Genomic DNA, 17,081 nt, shown 5'->3' on the forward strand with positions numbered 1-17,081 from the left:
AGGTTGCACTCGACCGGGCGCACCCAGCGTAGTCGCGGCAGGTTACGCGTCGGTGTCACGCGCGCTCAGGCGACGCGGGCGACGGCCAGCGCCTGCCGCGCGATCTCCAGCTCTTCGTTGGTGGGCACCACGAGCACGGCGACCGACGAGGCCGGGGTGGAGATCGTCCGGATGCCCTTGCGTCGCTCCTCGTTGGCGGCCGCATCCAGCTCGATGCCGAGGAAACCGAGCGTCTCCAGGGCCGCGGCACGGATGAGGGGCGAGTTCTCGCCGACGCCCGCCGTGAACGAGATCACGTCGACGCCGCCCAGCTGGGCGATGTAGGAACCGATGTACGCGCGCAGACGATGGATGTACACGTCGAAGGCGAGCGATGCGGGACCGTCACCGGCCTCGCGGCGGTCCTCGATGTCGCGCATGTCCGACACCCCGGCGAGTCCCAGCATCCCGCTGCTCTTGTTCAGGAACGCGTCGAGCTCAGCCGGGGACATCTCTTCGCGTCGCGCCAGCACGAGCAGGATCGACGGGTCCAGATCGCCCGAGCGGGTGCCCATCACCAGCCCCTCGAGCGGGGTGAGCCCCATCGAGGTCTCGACCGAATGGCCGCCGTCGATGGCGGTGATGGACGCGCCGTTGCCGAGGTGGAGCACGATCTGCTTGAGACTGCGCAGCGGCCGGCCGAGGTACTCGGCGACGGACTCCGAGACGAACTTGTGGCTCGTGCCGTGGAACCCGTACCGGCGGATGCGGTGCTTGCGGGCGATGGCGCGATCGATGGCGTACGTGTAGGCAGCCGGCGGCAGGGTCTGGTGGAAGGCCGTGTCGAAGACGGCGACGTGGGGCAGGTCGCCGAAGGCCGCCCGTGCCGCACGGATGCCCTGCACGGCGCCGGGGTTGTGCAGCGGCGCGAGCACCGAGAGCTCATCGATGTTGATCTCGACGAGGTCGGTGATGAGCGTGGGCTGGAAGAACCGCGCGCCGCCCTGGACCACGCGGTGTCCGACGGCGACCGGTGCGTTCTCGGTCAGCGACGGACCGTGCTCGGCGAAGGCGTCGAGCATCACCTGGAAGCCGACGGCGTGGTCGGGGATCGGCAGCTCCTGCGTGTAGGTCGCATCGACCGCCGCCGCTCCCGCACCTGTGAAGTGCACCTTGTGACTGGCCGCTCCCATTCCCTCGCCGATGCGCTCGACGAGCCCTGACGCCAGCGCCGTCTCGGTCTCGACGTCCAGCAGCTGGTACTTGAACGAGGACGAGCCACTGTTGATGACGAGAACGACGCTCACGTTCATGCCTTCCCTTCGGATGCGGGCTCATCGCCCTGAGCCTGGATCGCGGTGATCGCGATGGTGTTGACGATGTCGTCGACCAGCGCGCCGCGCGACAGGTCGTTGATCGGCTTGTTCAGACCCTGCAGGACGGGGCCGATCGCGATCGCCCCGGCCGAGCGCTGCACGGCCTTGTAGGTGTTGTTGCCGGTGTTGAGGTCGGGGAAGACGAAGACCGTGGCGCGGCCCGCGACGGGCGAGCCGGGCATCTTCTTCGAGGCGACGGCGGCGTCGGCGGCCGCGTCGTACTGGATGGGACCCTCGACGGGAAGCTCCGGGGCCCGCTCGCGCACGATGACGGTCGCTTCGCGCACCTTCTCCACATCCGCTCCCGACCCCGATTCCCCGGTCGAGTAGGACAGCATCGCGACGCGCGGCTCGATGCCGAAGCGGTCGGCGGTCTCCGCGGAGGAGACCGCGATGTCGGCCAGCTGCGGCGCCGTCGGGTCGGGGATGACGGCGCAGTCGCCGTAGACCAGCACACGGTCGGCGAGCGCCATGAGGAACACGCTGGAGACGACGCCGACGCCCGGACGCGTCTTGATGATCTCGAAGGCCGGCCGGATGGTGTGGGCCGTGGTGTGCGCGGCGCCCGAGACCATGCCGTCGGCGAGACCGAGGTGCACCATGAGCGTGCCGAAGTAGGAGACGTCGGTGACGGTGTCGGCGGCGCGCGCCATCGTCATGCCCTTGTGCTCGCGAAGGCGCGTGTACTCCTCGGCGAACTTCTGCACGAGGACGGGGTCGAACGGACTGATGACCTGGGCCGCGGCGATGTCGATACCGAGCTCCAGAGCGCGCGAGCGCACCTCGATCTCCTCGCCCAGGATGATGAGGTCCGCGATGCCGCGGGCGAGCACTGTGGCGGCCGCGCGGAGCACGCGATCGTCGTCGCCCTCCGGCAGCACGATGCGGCGGCGGTTCGCTCGGGCGCGCTCGACGAGGCCGTACTCGAACATGAGGGGCGTGACGACGGTGGGCTTGGCAAGTCCCAGCAGACGCGTCAGCTCGGCGCCGTCGACGTGCCGCTCGAAGAGCGAGAGGGCGGTGTCGTAGGAGCGCTGCGAGTCGGCGGCCAGGCGACCGCGCGTGTTCATGATGCGCACGGAGGTGTCGTAGGTGTCGCGGTCGGTCGCGATGATGGGCAGACGCGACCCGAGGCCGTCGATCAGACGGTCGATGTCGGCCGGAAGCGGGAACGGGCCGTTGAGGACGATGGCCGACAGTGACGGGAACGTGCCGGAGGCGTGCGCGAGCAGGGTCGCGAGCAGCACCTCGGTGCGGTCGGCGGGGATCACCACGACGGCACCGTCGCTGAGGCGTGGGAGCACATTGGCGGGACTCATGGCGGCGACGATCACGCCGAGCACCTCACGCGTCAGCAGCTCCTCGTCGCCCTTGACGAGCGTCCCGTCGACCGAGCGCATGACGCCGCGCACGGTGGGCGCCACGAGGAAGCGGTCTTCCGGAAGCGCCCAGACGGGCACCTCGACTCCGGCGGGGACGATGTCGCGGACGGCCTCGATCGTCTCGTCCAGCACTCCCGGGTCGACCCGGGTGGCGACGACCGCGAAGAGCTCCGCGCGGGCCTGGCGCAGCTCGCCGACCGAGAGCTTCGCGATCTGGGCGATGTCTGCGGGCGTGCGGGGATCGCTCGCCCCCAGCTGCTCGGCCTGGCCCTGCTGGGCGCGGCCGCCCACGACCAGGAGCACGGGCGCGCCGAGGTTCGCGGCGATGCGGGCGTTGTATCCGAGCTCGGCGGGGCTGCCCACATCCGTGTAGTCGCTGCCGAGGATGACGACTGCGTCGCACTGCGCTTCGACGGTCTTGTACCGCTCCACGATGCGCGCGAGTGCCGCATCCGGGTCGGCGTGCATGTCGTCGTAGCCCACGCCGATGCAGTCGTCGTAGGCGAGGTCGACGCCGTCGTGGTCGAGCAGCATCTCGAGCACGTAGTCGCGCTCGGTCGTCGAACGAGCGATGGGGCGGAAGACGCCCACGCGCGCGGTCGCATGGCTGAGCGCTTCGAGCACTCCCAATGCGATCGTGGACTTTCCCGAATGACCTTCCGCGGACGTGATGAGGATGCTCTGAGCCACCCGATCAGCCTAGGCGCGCCTCATGTGAGGAGCCAGATGAGGTGTCCGTGAATAAAATCCGCTCCCCCGGCAGCCCCTCTCCCCTTCCCCGCATCCATCTATCCGCCCTCCCGACCCTCACTTCCCGCGAGACTGCATCTTTCGCACGAGATCACGGGTAAAAACAGTGATCTCGTGCTCGAAATGCTGTCTCGCGGGTGGAACCGCGGGGATGGGGATGAGGGTCAGAGCCAGGCGGGCGCGTCGCCGCCGAGGCGGGTCGCCACGTGGTCGAAGCGCAGGGTCGCCTCCCCCACCCGGAAGGGCGGCGGCGCGAGCAGGAGCGCACCGTCGGGAGTCTCGATGCGCTCCCCCGCGCCGAGCGCGGAAGCGGGATCGGGATCGGATGCGGGATCGGGATCGGATGCGGGCGCTTCGGCCGCCAGCATGGTGAGCGCGTGAGCGGTGCGGGCGAGGGACAGCCGCCACGTGCTGCCGCGCCCCGCGATCTGGCGGCGCGTGAGCCCTGCGATGGCCGCCGCCGCCGCGAGGTATCCCGTCGTCCAGTCGAGGGCCTGCACGGGCAGCGAGACGGGGGCCGCCGCATCCGCATGCCGCATGCCGATGTCGGCGACGCCGGTCGAGAACTGCACGAGCGAGTCGAATCCGCGACGGCCGGCCCAGGGGCCGCTCCAGCCGTACGCCCGTACGCCGACCTCGACGAGTCCGGGGCGCAGGCGTTGCCGTTCACCCTCACCCAGCCCCAGGTGGTCGATGGCCCCCGCGCGGTAGCCGTGAACGAGGACGTCGGCCTCCGCCAGCAGGTCGGCGAGCGCACGCCGCCCGGCGGGTGTGCTCGCGTCCAGGCGAGTGGAGCGCTTGCCGCCCATGACATACGGGAGCACGGCGGGCTCGTCCCAGGTGTCGGGGTCGACGCGCAGCACCTCGGCTCCGAGGCCCGCGAGCACCTGCGTGGCGGCGGGTCCGGCGATGACGCGGGTCAGATCGAGCACGCGGAGCCCCGCGAGCGGCCTCGCCGGCTCAGGATGCCAGGACGAGACCGCACGTGCCGTGCTCGTGTCGGTGCGCGCGATGAGCGGCTCCCCCGCGACGGCGGAGCCTGGCGCGGATCGCATCCACTCCGCCCGGGTGCGAAACGCCGCCGCTGCGCCGCCCGCCGCGACGATCGCGGACTCGAGCTCCTCCGCACCGCGTTCGGCGATCGCGGCGGACAGCTCTTCGACGGACTGCGCATCGGGCAGCGCCAGTGCGGTAAGCAGAGCCCTCCGGTGATGCGGCGCGTTGGCGTGCGTACGGATCCATGAGCCGTCGCCCGTGTCGAACGCGCCGGAGAAGGGATCCCACGGCGAGGGGAAGGTCCCCTGCGCGGGGCGGATGTGGCGGCCGAGCCACGCGTCGACGAGGGTCCGGTCTACCCGCACCTCGGCGCCGGGCGTGAGACCTGCGCTCCGAAGCAGAGCGTCGACGGTGGAGGCAAGTGCGCTCATGGCCATGGTGGCCAGGGTCGAGACCGGCAGAGCACCGTCGAGACCGGCCGCCCCGCTCACCTGGACGTCGCCTCTGACGTCGAGGATGCGGCGGAGGTCGTCCCGCTCGGTCTCCGGCTGCACGGCGCCACACTACGCTTCGCGCGCTGCCGCGGGAAAAGAAAAGACTCTCCGCGAACCCGGCAGAGCCTGGTTACCCTTGCTACGTTTCCGTCCTGGGGGAGTTGGCCTGGATGCCGCCTCGCGGAGAGCTGTCACAAGTCTAACCCAGCCCGCGCACCGTCGCTCACGGCGAATACGCCGCCCCGCGCTCCCCCACGCGCGTTACGATCGGGACACGATCGCGCCGACGGGAAGGCATCCGGCATGACCGATACCGCACGAGTCCTCACCGACGAGGTCGATTCCGCGATGGACGCCGAGCGCTTCACCCGCTTGACGCGCGCGATCGGCAAGACCGTCGCCACCGTCATCGACGGCAAGCCGGATGCGGTGCGCAGCGCCCTCGTCGCCCTCCTCGCGGAGGGGCACCTGCTCATCGAGGACGTTCCCGGCGTCGGCAAGACGATGCTCGCGCGCGCACTGGCGGCATCCGTGGATGCGACCGTGCGCCGCATCCAGTTCACACCGGACCTCCTTCCCGGCGACGTGACGGGCGTGTCGGTGTTCGACCCGGTGGCCCGCGAGTTCGAGTTCAAGCGCGGCGCCGTGTTCGCGAACATCGTCATCGCCGACGAGATCAACCGCTCCTCCCCCAAGACGCAGTCGGCCCTCCTGGAGGCGATGGAGGAGCGTCAGGTGACGGTCGACGGCGAGGCGCACCACCTCCCGGATCCGTTCCTCGTGGTCGCGACCCAGAACCCTCTCGACATGGAGGGCACGTACGCACTCCCCGAAGCCCAGCGCGACCGCTTCATGATGCGCATCTCGATGGGGTACCCGGATGCGGCCGCCGAGGCCCTCATGCTCCGCCAGCGCGAGACCGAGAACCCGCTCTCCCACATCCGCCCCGTCGTGCACGCCGATCAGGTGCTGGAGCTCATCGCCTGGGCCCGGCGCATCCACGTCGCGCCTGCCATCGAGGAGTACGCCGTCGCACTGGCCCAGGCCACGCGCGCCCACCCGGAGGTGCGCCTCGGTGCGAGCCCCCGGGCCACCCTCCAGCTGGTGCGGGCCGCGAAGGTCTGGGCAGCCCTCGAGGGACGCGCGTTCGTGATCCCCGACGACATCGCGGCACTCGTCGTGCCCGTCTTCGCGCACCGGCTCATCGCGACGCGCTCCTCCAGCACCCGCGGTGCGGATTCGCACTCGGTGCCGAAGATCCTGGAGCGGATCATCGACAGCGTCCGCGTTCCCCTCGCCGCGCGCGCCTGAGCGCATGAGACGCAGCTGGCCGCTGACGGCGCGCGGCACCGGTGCCGTCGTCCTCGCGCTCGCCTGCTTCGCCGCCGCGAACCAGTTGGGACTCGTCGAGCTGGTCTTCGTGGGGTTGCTCCTCGTGTCGCTCGTCGTCGCGGCGCTGGTGGCCGTGTTCGCCGCACGCGGCCGCGCCGACGTCACCCGCACCGTCGTGCCCGCCGTCCCGGATGCGGGCGATGAGGTCGAGGTGACGGTGCGAGTCGGGGCGCGGACGGCGCTTCCCACCTCCGGCGGCCGCTGGCGCGACACGATGCCGGAAGGCATCGAAGGCGGTGGTCCCGGCACCTTCCCCGCCGTCTCGTCCGGATTCAGCCGCGATGACCGAGAGGTCGTCGTGGGCTATCGGGCGCGGGTGCTGCGTCGCGGGATCCACTGGATCGGGCCTTTCGAGGTGAGCTCGCTCGACCCGTTCGGCATCGCCCGTCGCACGGTCGCCCAGGGCGATCTCACCCGCCTCGTCGTCACGCCCGCGGTCGAAGAGCTCGTCTCCCTGGCGGGCGTGGCGGGCGCCTCCGGCGGCACCCTCTCGCGCGCGACGAACCGATTGGGGCAGGGCACCGACGACGTGATCGCCCGCCCGTGGGCCCCCGGCGACTCCATGCGCCGCATCCATTGGCGCGCGTCCGCCCACCGCGACGAGCTCATGGTGCGCCAGGAGGAACAGGAGAGCTCCCCGGAGGCGACCATCGTCTTCGATCGCGCCTCGGGACGCTTCTCCCCCGAGGCGACGGAGGCCACCGGCTCAGACTCCGCTTTCGAAGCGGCCGTGGGCGCTGTCGCCTCGGCGCTGGCACGACTGGTCGCCGACGGGTACACCGTCGCGCTCGTCGAGCCCGACGGCGTTCCGCTGTGCGACCACGTGGAGCCCGCGGATGCGCCCGCACTCGAGGCGGCGATGCTGATGCTCGCGACGGTGCAGGCCCGGCTCGACGACCGCCTCGGGGCGCTCTCCGGCCTGTTCGCGGGCGAGACGACGGGGCCGCTCGTGCTCGTCACCGGGGCGCTGTCGCAGACTGATGCGGCGATGCTCGCCACCGTGGGCCACCACAGTGCGTTCCCCGTGCTGCTCAGTACCGCTCCCGCGCCGGGCGCGTTCGACGCGGCGAGCGGCTGGACGGCGGCCGTGCTCGGCCGCGACGTCGCCGACGCGTGGCGCGACGCGGTCTCGGAGAGGCTCCCTCATGCCGGCTGAGAAGACCACGCGCGCTCAGGGGCAGGCGGCACTCGCCGTCGGCGTCTTCGTGGCGCTCGTGGCGACGACGCTTCCCGTGATGCGGGTCATCGCACCCGACGCCTGGGTCGTGGCGGGGCTCGGGCTCGCAGCGGTCATCCTGGCCCTCGGCGCGGTGCTGCGCCGGGTCGGTGTCGCGGGGCTCGCGGTCACCGGCATCGACATCGTCGTCTGGGTGCTCGCGCTGACCCTCCTCTATCTGCGCGACAGCGCCTGGGGCGGGCTCGTGCCCTCCCCAGCCTCGTTCGATGCGGTGGGCGCGCTCATCTCGTCGGCGGTGCAGGAGATGGCGGTGGGAGCGGCACCGTTGACCGCCACGCCCGCGCTCTCGTTCTTCGTGGTCGCGGCGATCGGTGCGCTCGCCATCGTCCTCGACCACGTCGTCATCACGACACGGATGCCGCTGCTCGCGGCCATCGCCCTGGTCGCCGTCGCGGTCGTCCCGACGATCGCGGTGCCGGCGCCGATGGATGTGTTCGCCTTCGTGCTGCTGGCGGCCGGCATCCTCTTCCTGCTCGCGACCGACACCCGCACGCGCCGCGGCAGGACTGGTCCACGCGGCGCGCCCGCCGCCGCGTCGGCCGCGCTGATCGCTGTCGCCTCCATCGCCGTGGCGGTGATCGTCACGCCACTGCTGCCCGCCCCCGACGGCGACGCCGTGGTCAGCGGCGCCGGAAGCAGCGGCATCAACCCCACGCTGCGCCTCGGCGACGACTTGCGCCGGCCGAACCCTGTCGAGGTGTTGCGGGTACGTTCATCGGAGTCCCGAGCGCCCTACCTGCGGGCCGTGACGCTGTCGAGTTTCGCGGGCGAGGTCTGGCGGCCCGACGAGCGGGACGCGACGCCGGTGGGCGAAGGCCCCGGTTTCGGTCCGGTGCGCACCGACCCCGACATCCCCCGCGTCAGCGCCGACACGAAGATCGACATCGTGAAGCTGAACACCCCCTACCTGCCCATTCCCTTCCCCGCGACGGCGATCGGCGGGCTCACGGGCGACTGGGGAATCGTGGCCGACAACCGCACGGTCGTCAGCGAAGACGGCGACTCACGCGGTCAGAGCTACGAGGTCATCACAGAGACCCCGACTCCCACGCTGGAGCAGATCCGCGCCGCGACGTCGCGCGGGGCGGATGTCGATCCGGAACTGCGCGAGATCCCCGACGACACTCCCGCGAACGTCTCCGAGCTCGCCCGGGCCGTCACCGCCGACACGAGCAACGACTACGACGCCGCCATTGCCCTGCAGCGATGGTTCCGCTCGAGCGCGTTCACCTACTCGCTGGATGCACCCGTCCAGGAGGGATTCGATGGGGCGGGCGTCGACGCGATCGGACAGTTCCTCGAGGTGCGCAGCGGATACTGCGTGCACTTCGCCTCTGCCTTCGCCGCCATGACGAGGTCGCTGGGGATGCCGACGCGCATCGTGATCGGCTACCTGCCCGGCATGGCCACGAGCGACCGGGTCGACGGTGAGCTCGTGTACTCCGTCACGAGCGACCTGCTGCACTCCTGGCCCGAGGTCTACTTCGAGGGAATCGGGTGGGTGCCGTTCGAGCCGACCAACAGCCTGGGCGTGCCCACCGTCTTCTCCAGCGGCGTGGGAACCTCTCCGGATCAGATCGACTCGGCATCCCCCGCACCCACCTCCGCAGCGACACCCACAACCGCCGCGACCGAGCGCCCGGACACTCCGGACAGCCCCCAGGCGGGGACCGTCAACGGCAGCGCCGGAACCGGCGCGATCGTTCCCGCCGTGTGGGTCACGGTGGCCGCGGTCCTGCTGCTCACCGCGCCTGCGCTGGCGCATGCGCTGCGTCGTCGCCGGCGCCTGATCCTCGCCGCGCGGGGAGACGCGGGCGCCGCCTGGCTGTTCGTGGAAGAAGCAGCGATCGATGTCGGCCTGCCGGTGCCGGGGAGCGCGTCGCCGCGCGCGCTGGCGGAACGCCTTGTCGCGGCAGGGGCCCCGACAGAGGATCTGCGGTTGCTCGTGGACGCCATCGAGCGCGCCAGCTACGCGCCCGTGTCCGCGACGCCGATCGATGACGACAGCGGCCTCGCCGTGGCGGCGTCGCGCGTGCGTCGGGGGCTGATGGATGCCGCGACCGGACCGCGCCGCATCCTCGCCGTCGTCGCGCCGCGCTCTCTCGTCATCCGCCCCGGCACGACCGCGGCCGGTGCGGGCTGGCACGAGCGAGCCCGCACACCGCTCTAGACAGCGAGAACCTTCCTAGCCGAGGCTGGCGATGAGCTTCTCGACGCGGCCCTTGATGTCGTCGCGGACCTCACGCACGACGTCGACGGGCTGGCCGGCGGGGTCGGTGAGCTGCCAGTCTTCGTAGCGCTTGCCGGGGAAGATCGGGCAGGCGTCTCCGCATCCCATCGTGATGACGACGTCCGCCTGGCGGACCGCATCGGTCGTGAGGATCTGCGGAGTGGCACCCGAGAGGTCGATGCCCTCTTCGGCCATGACCGCGACGGCGGCGGGGTTGACCGCATTGCCGGGTTCGCTTCCGGCTGAGAAGACATCGATGCGGTCGCCGGCGAGGGCGCGGAGGTAGCCTGCAGCCATCTGCGAGCGGCCGGCGTTGTGCACGCAGACGAAGAGGACGGCGGGCTTGGTGGAGTCAGTCATGATGTTCCTCGGTTCGGGTCAGGAGCGGGCGGACGTGGTGGGCGTGAGGGAGATGAGCGTGCGAGACGGCGCGCAGCATGCACCGTCGGGCGACACGTCGGGCGCGTCGAACAGCCCGGCACCCCCGCACACCCCGGTGTCCGGCAGAGCGAGGTCGACGCGTCTCGCGGCTTCGTGGTCGCCCGCCAGCTCCGCGACGACGCTGCGCACCTGCTCGTATCCGGTGAGCGCGAGGAAGGTCGGAGCGCGACCGTAGGACTTCGCGCCGACGATGTAGAAGCCCGGCTCGGGGTGGGCGAGGTCGGCGGCGCCGGTGGCCGCGACGGATCCGCAGGAGTGGATGTTGGGGTCCACCTCGGCGGCGATGCGAACGGGAGCTTGCAGTACCGGGTCCAGCTGCAGGCGCAACTCCGAGAGGAACGACAGATCGGGTCGGAAGCCGGTGAGCACTACGGCGCGATCGGCGGCGAGACGACGACCGTCCTCGGACTCGAGCACGACGCCGTCATCGTCGGCCGCAAGACGTTCGATGCGGAATCCGGTCACCAGCGACACCAGACCGGCCTCGACGTACTCCTTCGCCCGGATGCCGAGGGCTCCGCGCGCGGGCAGTTCGTCTGCTTCGCCGCCTCCGAACGCGTTCCCGGCGCTGGCTCGGCGCAGCGCCCACGTCACCGTCGTGTCCGCGTCGCCACGAGCTGTGCGGGCGAGTGCGAGGACTGCTGTGACCGCCGAGTGCCCGGAGCCGATCACGACCGTGTGTTTCCCCGCGAACTCCTCCCCGTCCTCGAAGTCGGGGATCCGATACGACAGCGAGTCTGCCGCGGCGCGTTCGCCGAGCGCGGGCAGGCCGTCGGCACCCGCAGGGTTGGGTGAGGACCAGGTGCCCGACGCATCGATGACGGCACGCACCTGCACCCGTTCCTCCTCCCCTTGCGCCAGCTGGATGTGAATCGTGAACGGCTGGTCAGCACGCCCCGCATCCACGAGTCGATCGCGTCCCGAACGGGAGACTCCCACGACCCGTGCGCCGTAGCGAACCCGTTCCCCGAGTGCCGCCGCCAGCGGAGCGAGGTAGCCGCTGATCCACTGAGCCCCCGTCGGATGGCCTGTCGATGGCGCCGTCCATCCCGTCGCATCCAGCAGTCGCGCAGCAGCCGCATCGATGAGTTCGGGCCAATCCGAGAAGAGGCGCACGTGGCCCCACTCGTGCACCGCGGCGGCTGCCGTGCTGCCCGCTTCCAGCACGACGACTGGCAGCCCTCGCTCGATCAGGTGCGCGGCGGCAGCCAGCCCCTGTGGCCCCGCTCCGATGACCGCAACCGGCAGCGTCTGGTCCATCCCCGACCCTTCTCACATCGATACCTGTCGATAGGTAAGAGTCCGGCACGCATCGACAAATGTCAATACGAGGTGCACAATCGAGGGATGCCGAGTGTGTTGCCCCTGCTCACCACCGAGACCGGTGAGTGCTGTTCGCCGACGCCGGGGGATGCGTTGACCGCCGAAGAGGCAGATTCCATCGCCCGTACTTTCAAGGCCCTCGGCGACCCGACACGGGTACGCCTGCTGTCGCTGATCGCGGCATCGCGCGACGGTGAAGCGTGCATCTGCGACCTCACGGAGCCGGTGGGATTGTCCCAGCCGACCGTCTCCCACCACATGAAGCTGCTCGTGGATGCCGGGCTCGCGACACGCGAGCAGCGCGGGCGCTGGGCATACTTCCGCGTCGTCACCGAAGCGCTCGACCGCGCGGCGAGCGCACTCCGTCCATGAGCACGATCGGCATCCGCGCGATGCAGCCCGCGGATTGGCCAGCCGTCGAAGCGATTTATCGTGAGGGGCTTGCGACGGGCAACGCGAGTTTCGACGCCGAACCACCAAAGTGGGAGGCATTCGATGAGGGAAAGCTCGAGGCGGGCCGGCTCGTCGCCGTTGACGCCGGCGGCGGCGTCAACGGTTGGGCCGCCGCATCCGCCGTCTCCGACCGTGCGGTGTACCGCGGCGTCGTCGAGCACTCCGTCTATGTCGCGACGGACGTTCGCGGCGGCGGCGTCGGTCGCGCTCTCTTGAGCGCGCTCCTGGATGCGATGGACGACGCAGGCGTCTGGACGGTGCAGTCGAGCATCTTCCCGGAGAACAGCGCAAGCCTCGCGCTTCACGAGAGGGCCGGCTTCCGTCGCGTCGGATACAGGGAACGCATCGCGCTCATGACCTACGGCCCGCGGGCCGGGCAATGGCGTGACACCGTTCTCGTCGAGCGGCGCCGGGCGGGCTGATCTCAGCCTGCATGCAAGAACCCCGTCCGAAAAGTGATTCGGACGGGGTTCTCCGTGGCGGAAGTGACAGGATTTGAACCTGCGAGGCGAGTTACCCCGCCTACATGGATTCCAGCCATGCTCCTTAGGCCGCTCGGACACACTTCCAAGGAGCGATCCTAACACGGGCGGTCGCCGTCGCCCGCGCGCGGTCGCTGCTCAACCGACGTCGCCTGCGGGCTCAGCCCGCTCCGGAAGGAGCACGATCCCGCCCGAGGAGTGAGCCGAGCGAGCGAGCTCCTCGATCCACTCCCGGCTGATCTCGGCGGGCTCCGGGTCGTCGAAGACGAAGCGCAACGGGATGGACGGGGCGAACCACAGCGTGCTGCGTCCGCCCTCTTCGCTCTCCGGATGCGTGAGCGAGACGGTGAAGCTCTCGCCGCGGCGCAGCTTCGTGGCGATGACCACCTTCAGATGCGCGAGGGCGCGGTCCTCGATCTCGACCGCCGTCTCGCCCGCTCCGTAGAAGATCTGTCCCATACCGTTCACGGTATGCGAGCGCTCTCGCAGGCCCGAGGACTCCACTCCGAGCGCGCACGAAATGTCCTCGACGCGCGCTCAGCGACGCAGAGTGTGCGACGGCGGCTCGCCGTAGGCCTCGGCGTAGAGATGGGCGAAACGACCCGTATGGGCGAAGCCCCAGCGCGCGGCGATCTCGCGCACGGTGCGGGCGCCGGCATCCGCTGCCATCAGATCCGCGTGCGCGCCCTCGAGCCGGATGCGGCGAAGAAACGCCGACGGCGACATCTCGTAGGCACGGCGGAAGGCGAGCTGGAGGCCGCGCACCGAGGTCCCCGCGGCGAGCGCGACGTCGCCGATGGTGATCGGGTCGGCCACGTGCTCCTCCATGAACGCGATCGCCCGACGCACCGTACGCGGCGACGTCTGTGCGCGGGTGCGGGAATGCTCACCCAGCAGCGGGAAGGAGGTGGCGATGGCGGCCACGAGCTGATGCGTGAACTGGGCTCGCAGCAGCGGCGATGTGGCCACGGTCTCGTCGGCGAGCAGCGTCGCCTCGATGAAGCGCAGCGTCTCGGCCACGATCGAGTGGCGTTCCGCTGTGCCGTTGACCCGATCGGTCCGAAGCCGCGGCGGCTCCTCACCGAGCATCCCGCGCAGCACCCGATGGAACGTCTCGGCGTCGAGGCTGACCGCCCGCATCTGCAACTGGGTGAAGCGCGCGGAGAAGGCGGTCGCCGGAGGCACCAGGAAAGGGATGCGGCCATCGCCGCTCTCTTGTCCGACCGACCACCGATGACGACCCGCGACCGCGTGGGCGACGATGAACTGGGGGAACTCCTCCGCGTCCGTGCGGTTCGATCCGCCGAAACGGAGGGCCGTGGCCATGAGGCTGCTGTCGCTCACGGCGGCCATCTGGTACCGGAATCCGGCCGGAGGATCGGCCGTCAGAACCATCGAGGTGTTGAAGAGCTCGCTCACCGATTCCTGCGCGCGTTGCGGGTCATCCGTCTGCAGTCCACGGCGGGAGGGCGCCCCTTGGCTCACGCCCCGTCACCCGAAACGACGACCGTGGAATCCAACCTGCCCAACTGCCCTCCTTGCGCGCCGATCACGGCGCATCCCCACCCTGTGCGATCACCCGCCGACGGGCTCGGTATCGATCCGATCCACGCGGGAAGTATCCGCCACACGCAGCCGCATGGCAGCAATGAGAATCGGGGTCGTTCGTGCACGAACAAAGAGGGTTGACACCGGATACGCGATCTGGCATATGCGCATCCGACCACCCACGACGATGCGCGGGAACATCGGGCGTGCTCAGGCCGACGAACCCTCCAGAAGCTCCGTCACCCGGTCGAAGTCGAGCGTCTGGGCGATCTCCTCCGCGCGGTCGTAGCGCGACCCGGCGAGCACGACGAACACCGCGCCGACGACGTCGACGAACCCGACGCACTCGTCGCCGCGCAGAGCTCGGTAGCGTTCGGGGGCGATGCGCTCCCAGCGCAGCTCGCGAACATCCGGAGCGCCGGGGACGAGGTCGGCGGCGGGCTCAGCTGCGGGCGTGCGGTTCTCCGGCATCATCTGCAGCGTCATCGTCGCCTCCTGCTCCGTGGGGTTTCCCCTACTGTGCGCTCGGCCGGTAGCAAACAGCTGAGGCTTGACTTATCGTCTGCTGCTCGCCTACGCGTGCACGGGCGGACTCCGAAGAGCCGCCCGTGCGGCGCCTCAGCCGAGGAAGGGGCGCAGGTCGGGGTAGCCGCTGGTCTGCCAGGCGCCGTCGACGACGACGTTCTCGCCATTGACGTATGAGGCGTCATCCGACGCGAGGAACAGCGCCACACCGGCGATCTCCTCGGGCTCGGCCGGCCGGCCGGCGGGGATGCGCGCCATGTACGCCTCGGGCACGCCGGGCATGCTCATGAGGCCGCCGGTGAGCGGGGTCGCCACGAGACCCGGCGAGACCGCATTGACGCGGATGCCGTCGCCGGCGAGTTCGAGCGCCGCGTTCTTCGTGAGCATCACGACGCCGGCCTTGGCGGCCGAATACCCCGATCCGAAGTGCATCGGGACGAGCGAGTTGAGCGAGGCGATGTTCACGATCGCTCCCGCCTGACCCTCGGCGAGGAAGTGCGCCGCGCCGAGCTTCGTGCCGAGGAAGGCACCGTAGAGGTTGAGACGGATGTTGAAGTCCCAGATCGCGAGGTCCATGTCTACGATGCGGCCCGGCCGGGATCCACCCGCGACGTTGTAGACCGCGTCGATACGGCCGAACCGCTCGCGCGCGCCGTCGAAGAGCGCCGTCATCGCGGCCTCGTCGGTGACGTCGGTGGCGAGCCCCGCGACGCTGTCGCCGAAGGTCGCACCGGCGGCGGCGACCGCTTCGGCGTTGATGTCCGCCACGAAGACGCGGGCACCCTCATCCACCAGGCGACGCGTGATCGCCGCTCCGATCCCCGAGACGCCTCCCGTGACGATCGCGACCTTGCCGTCGAAACGTGCCATGACTGCCTTCCCGCGACGACCGGGCGGCGTCGCTGCTCGACAGCATTGTAGGCAATCTATCTGACATCTGTCTTATAAATGGCAGAGTCCGTTCAGAGCTGCCACCACTCGGCGGATGCGGCCAGGATGACGGTGACCGCGCGGTCGAGGTCCGCCATGTCGGTGCGCAGCCACCGCTCGATCGCCCCCACCGTGCCCGCCGCGGCGTAGGCGACGGCGAGCGAGACGGCCACGGCATCACCGGCGATCGTCGCGGGGACGATGCCCGGGCGCCGCTGCACCCACTGCTCCAGTCCTTGGCGCAGGCTCCGCTCGAGTCCCGCCCGCACGGGAGCGGCGAGCAGCGGCTCCATCGCCGAGCGGTAGACGGCCGCCCGCGTACGAACGTGCCGCAGCAGCATCCGCTCGCCGTCGCCGATCGCCGCATCCGCACCGAGAGCGGCGGTCACCTCCTGCAGCTCCGCTTCGAGAGCGTCGGCCACCAGCTCGGTCACCCCGGCGGCGTGCCGATAGAAGGTGTCGCGGGTGACGCCTGCGGCGCGGCAGAGATCCGTCACGCTGATCTGCGACAACGGCATGGTCGATGCCAGCTCGAACACGGTTGCGCGCAGGCGCTCCTGCGTGCGACGCACCCGCGGATCCATCCGCCCATGCTAAGCGCACGCGCGGAAACGGCCGCCCGGCGTCCGGACGACCGTCTCCCCCGCGAAGGTCAGTGCACCGGCATCCCGCCCGTGACCGCGATCGTCTCGCCCACCACGTAACTGGACTCCTGGGAGGCGAGGAACACGAACGCCGGAGCGAGCTCGACGGGCTGACCCGCCCGCCCGATCGGCGTCTGGGAGCCGAACTCCTCGATCTTCTCGTTCGGCACGTAGGCAGGCTGCAGCGGGGTCCAGATCGGACCGGGAGCCACACCGTTGACCCGGATGCCGCGCTCGATCAACTGCTGCGACATCGCACGGGTCCAGTTGGCGATGCCCGCCTTCGAGACCGCGTACTCCGCCAGCGAAGGCGACGGCTGGAATCCCTGCACGCTCGAGGTGGTGATGATCGCCGCGCCGGGCTTCAGGTGCGCGGATGCCGCCTTGGTCAGCCAGAACAGCGGGTAGATGTTCGCCTTCACGACGTGATCGAGCGTATGCGTCTCGAAGTCGTCGATGCTGTCGACCGTCGGCATCGTGCCGGCGTTGATCACGAGGATGTCGAGGCCCCCGAGCTCCTGCACGGCGCGTTCCACGACATCGACGTTGGTCTGCTCCTGCTGCAGATCGCCGGGAAGGAGCACGACCTTGCGACCCTCCTTCTCGATGAGCGCCGCGACCTCCTCGGCCTGCGCCTGCTCCTCGGGCAGATAGCTGAGCGCGACATCCGCACCCTCACGGGCATAGGCGATGGCGACGGCCCGGCCGATGCCGGAGTCGGCGCCGGTCACGAGCGCCTTGCGGCCGGGAAGCCGGCCGAAACCGATGTAGCTGGTCTCGCCGTGGTCGGGCGCGGGGTCCATCTCGTGGATGTCGCCGGGGGCGCTCTGCTGCTGGGGCGGGAAAGGCGGCCGGGGGAACTGGGTGGTCGGGTCCTGGGCGTCGTACATGCTCATGTG

At 70.4% G+C, this 17,081-nt stretch carries 16 protein-coding genes, 1 tRNA gene and 1 other RNA gene; 5 read left to right on the forward strand and 13 right to left on the reverse strand.

Annotation, left to right across the window (positions count from 1 at the left end; translation table 11 throughout):
- Positions 1-65: 65 nt before the first annotated feature.
- The 4 genes from PQV94_RS11795 to ffs all read right to left on the reverse strand — a co-directional run bounded on the left by PQV94_RS11795 (position 66) and on the right by ffs (position 5,170).
- Positions 66-1,286: an acetate/propionate family kinase gene (locus PQV94_RS11795; protein ID WP_274286011.1), complete on the reverse strand. Its 1,221-nt coding sequence runs from the start codon at positions 1,284-1,286 to the stop codon at positions 66-68.
- Positions 1,287-1,288: 2 nt separating this feature from the next.
- On the reverse strand, positions 1,289-3,427 hold the full coding sequence (pta, locus tag PQV94_RS11800; RefSeq protein WP_274286012.1) for a phosphate acetyltransferase: 2,139 nt from the start codon (positions 3,425-3,427) through the stop codon (positions 1,289-1,291).
- A 224-nt stretch (positions 3,428-3,651) separates the two neighbouring features.
- The gene (locus PQV94_RS11805; protein WP_274286013.1) at positions 3,652-5,037 is read right to left on the reverse strand and encodes a CoA transferase; all 1,386 of its coding nucleotides are present in this window, start codon (positions 5,035-5,037) and stop codon (positions 3,652-3,654) included.
- Between the two features lie 36 nt (positions 5,038-5,073).
- An RNA gene (gene ffs / locus PQV94_RS11810) (signal recognition particle sRNA small type) lies at positions 5,074-5,170 on the reverse strand.
- Between the two features lie 110 nt (positions 5,171-5,280).
- Here ffs and PQV94_RS11815 point away from each other — a divergent pair.
- Genes PQV94_RS11815 through PQV94_RS11825 form a run of 3 tightly spaced genes read left to right on the forward strand, consistent with a single transcriptional unit; the run spans position 5,281 to position 9,776 of the window.
- Complete coding sequence (locus PQV94_RS11815) at positions 5,281-6,288, forward strand: AAA family ATPase (RefSeq protein ID WP_443192686.1); 1,008 nt, start codon at positions 5,281-5,283, stop codon at positions 6,286-6,288.
- 4 nt (positions 6,289-6,292) lie between these two features.
- Complete coding sequence (locus PQV94_RS11820; RefSeq protein ID WP_274286014.1) at positions 6,293-7,525, forward strand: DUF58 domain-containing protein; 1,233 nt, start codon at positions 6,293-6,295, stop codon at positions 7,523-7,525.
- The gene (locus tag PQV94_RS11825; protein ID WP_274286015.1) at positions 7,515-9,776 is read left to right on the forward strand and encodes a transglutaminase family protein; all 2,262 of its coding nucleotides are present in this window, start codon (positions 7,515-7,517) and stop codon (positions 9,774-9,776) included. The genes PQV94_RS11820 and PQV94_RS11825 overlap by 11 nt, the downstream gene beginning before the upstream one ends.
- Positions 9,777-9,791: 15 nt before the next feature.
- Here PQV94_RS11825 and PQV94_RS11830 read toward each other — a convergent pair whose 3' ends face one another.
- Positions 9,792-10,196 (reverse strand): arsenate reductase ArsC, encoded by a 405-nt coding sequence (locus PQV94_RS11830; RefSeq protein ID WP_274286016.1) that lies wholly within the window; start codon positions 10,194-10,196, stop codon positions 9,792-9,794.
- Between the two features lie 18 nt (positions 10,197-10,214).
- Positions 10,215-11,537: an NAD(P)-binding domain-containing protein gene (locus PQV94_RS11835; RefSeq protein WP_274286017.1), complete on the reverse strand. Its 1,323-nt coding sequence runs from the start codon at positions 11,535-11,537 to the stop codon at positions 10,215-10,217.
- Between the two features lie 87 nt (positions 11,538-11,624).
- Between PQV94_RS11835 and PQV94_RS11840 the strand changes: the two genes are divergently transcribed.
- The gene (locus tag PQV94_RS11840; RefSeq protein WP_274286018.1) at positions 11,625-11,972 is read left to right on the forward strand and encodes an ArsR/SmtB family transcription factor; all 348 of its coding nucleotides are present in this window, start codon (positions 11,625-11,627) and stop codon (positions 11,970-11,972) included.
- On the forward strand, positions 11,969-12,475 hold the full coding sequence (locus PQV94_RS11845) for a GNAT family N-acetyltransferase (protein ID WP_274286019.1): 507 nt from the start codon (positions 11,969-11,971) through the stop codon (positions 12,473-12,475). The genes PQV94_RS11840 and PQV94_RS11845 overlap by 4 nt, the downstream gene beginning before the upstream one ends.
- A 55-nt stretch (positions 12,476-12,530) precedes the next feature.
- On the opposite strand, the gene PQV94_RS11850 is transcribed toward PQV94_RS11845, so the two are convergent.
- The 7 genes from PQV94_RS11850 to PQV94_RS11880 all read right to left on the reverse strand — a co-directional run bounded on the left by PQV94_RS11850 (position 12,531) and on the right by PQV94_RS11880 (position 17,078).
- Positions 12,531-12,622, reverse strand: a tRNA-Ser gene (locus PQV94_RS11850).
- Positions 12,623-12,673: 51 nt separating this feature from the next.
- Complete coding sequence (locus PQV94_RS11855) at positions 12,674-12,994, reverse strand: DUF7882 family protein (RefSeq protein ID WP_274286020.1); 321 nt, start codon at positions 12,992-12,994, stop codon at positions 12,674-12,676.
- Positions 12,995-13,072: 78 nt separating this feature from the next.
- Positions 13,073-13,954, reverse strand: a complete 882-nt coding sequence (locus tag PQV94_RS11860; protein ID WP_274286021.1) for a helix-turn-helix transcriptional regulator — start codon at positions 13,952-13,954, stop codon at positions 13,073-13,075.
- A 339-nt stretch (positions 13,955-14,293) separates the two neighbouring features.
- Entirely contained in the window at positions 14,294-14,569 is a 276-nt protein-coding gene (locus tag PQV94_RS11865) for a hypothetical protein (protein ID WP_274286022.1), read from the reverse strand.
- Positions 14,570-14,701: 132 nt separating this feature from the next.
- Positions 14,702-15,478 (reverse strand): SDR family NAD(P)-dependent oxidoreductase, encoded by a 777-nt coding sequence (locus tag PQV94_RS11870; RefSeq protein WP_274286023.1) that lies wholly within the window; start codon positions 15,476-15,478, stop codon positions 14,702-14,704.
- A gap of 92 nt (positions 15,479-15,570) precedes the next feature.
- Positions 15,571-16,122 (reverse strand): TetR/AcrR family transcriptional regulator, encoded by a 552-nt coding sequence (locus tag PQV94_RS11875; RefSeq protein WP_274286024.1) that lies wholly within the window; start codon positions 16,120-16,122, stop codon positions 15,571-15,573.
- Positions 16,123-16,190: 68 nt separating this feature from the next.
- Complete coding sequence (locus PQV94_RS11880) at positions 16,191-17,078, reverse strand: SDR family oxidoreductase (RefSeq protein WP_274286025.1); 888 nt, start codon at positions 17,076-17,078, stop codon at positions 16,191-16,193.
- Positions 17,079-17,081: the final 3 nt, after the last annotated feature.

The sequence above is a fragment of the Microbacterium sp. Clip185 genome (assembly GCF_028743715.1).
Classification (GTDB): Bacteria; Actinomycetota; Actinomycetes; order Actinomycetales; family Microbacteriaceae; genus Microbacterium.

Coding starts and splice junctions, on each gene's coding strand:
- PQV94_RS11815 (WP_443192686.1), top strand. CDS start 5,281: ATGACCGATACCGCACGAGTCCTCACCGACGAGGTCGATTCCGCGATG.
- PQV94_RS11820 (WP_274286014.1), top strand. CDS start 6,293: ATGAGACGCAGCTGGCCGCTGACGGCGCGCGGCACCGGTGCCGTCGTC.
- PQV94_RS11825 (WP_274286015.1), top strand. CDS start 7,515: ATGCCGGCTGAGAAGACCACGCGCGCTCAGGGGCAGGCGGCACTCGCC.
- PQV94_RS11830 (WP_274286016.1), bottom strand. CDS start 10,196: ATGACTGACTCCACCAAGCCCGCCGTCCTCTTCGTCTGCGTGCACAAC.
- PQV94_RS11835 (WP_274286017.1), bottom strand. CDS start 11,537: ATGGACCAGACGCTGCCGGTTGCGGTCATCGGAGCGGGGCCACAGGGG.
- PQV94_RS11840 (WP_274286018.1), top strand. CDS start 11,625: ATGCCGAGTGTGTTGCCCCTGCTCACCACCGAGACCGGTGAGTGCTGT.
- PQV94_RS11845 (WP_274286019.1), top strand. CDS start 11,969: ATGAGCACGATCGGCATCCGCGCGATGCAGCCCGCGGATTGGCCAGCC.
- PQV94_RS11855 (WP_274286020.1), bottom strand. CDS start 12,994: ATGGGACAGATCTTCTACGGAGCGGGCGAGACGGCGGTCGAGATCGAG.
- PQV94_RS11865 (WP_274286022.1), bottom strand. CDS start 14,569: ATGACGCTGCAGATGATGCCGGAGAACCGCACGCCCGCAGCTGAGCCC.
- PQV94_RS11870 (WP_274286023.1), bottom strand. CDS start 15,478: ATGGCACGTTTCGACGGCAAGGTCGCGATCGTCACGGGAGGCGTCTCG.
- PQV94_RS11875 (WP_274286024.1), bottom strand. CDS start 16,122: ATGGATCCGCGGGTGCGTCGCACGCAGGAGCGCCTGCGCGCAACCGTG.
- PQV94_RS11880 (WP_274286025.1), bottom strand. CDS start 17,078: ATGAGCATGTACGACGCCCAGGACCCGACCACCCAGTTCCCCCGGCCG.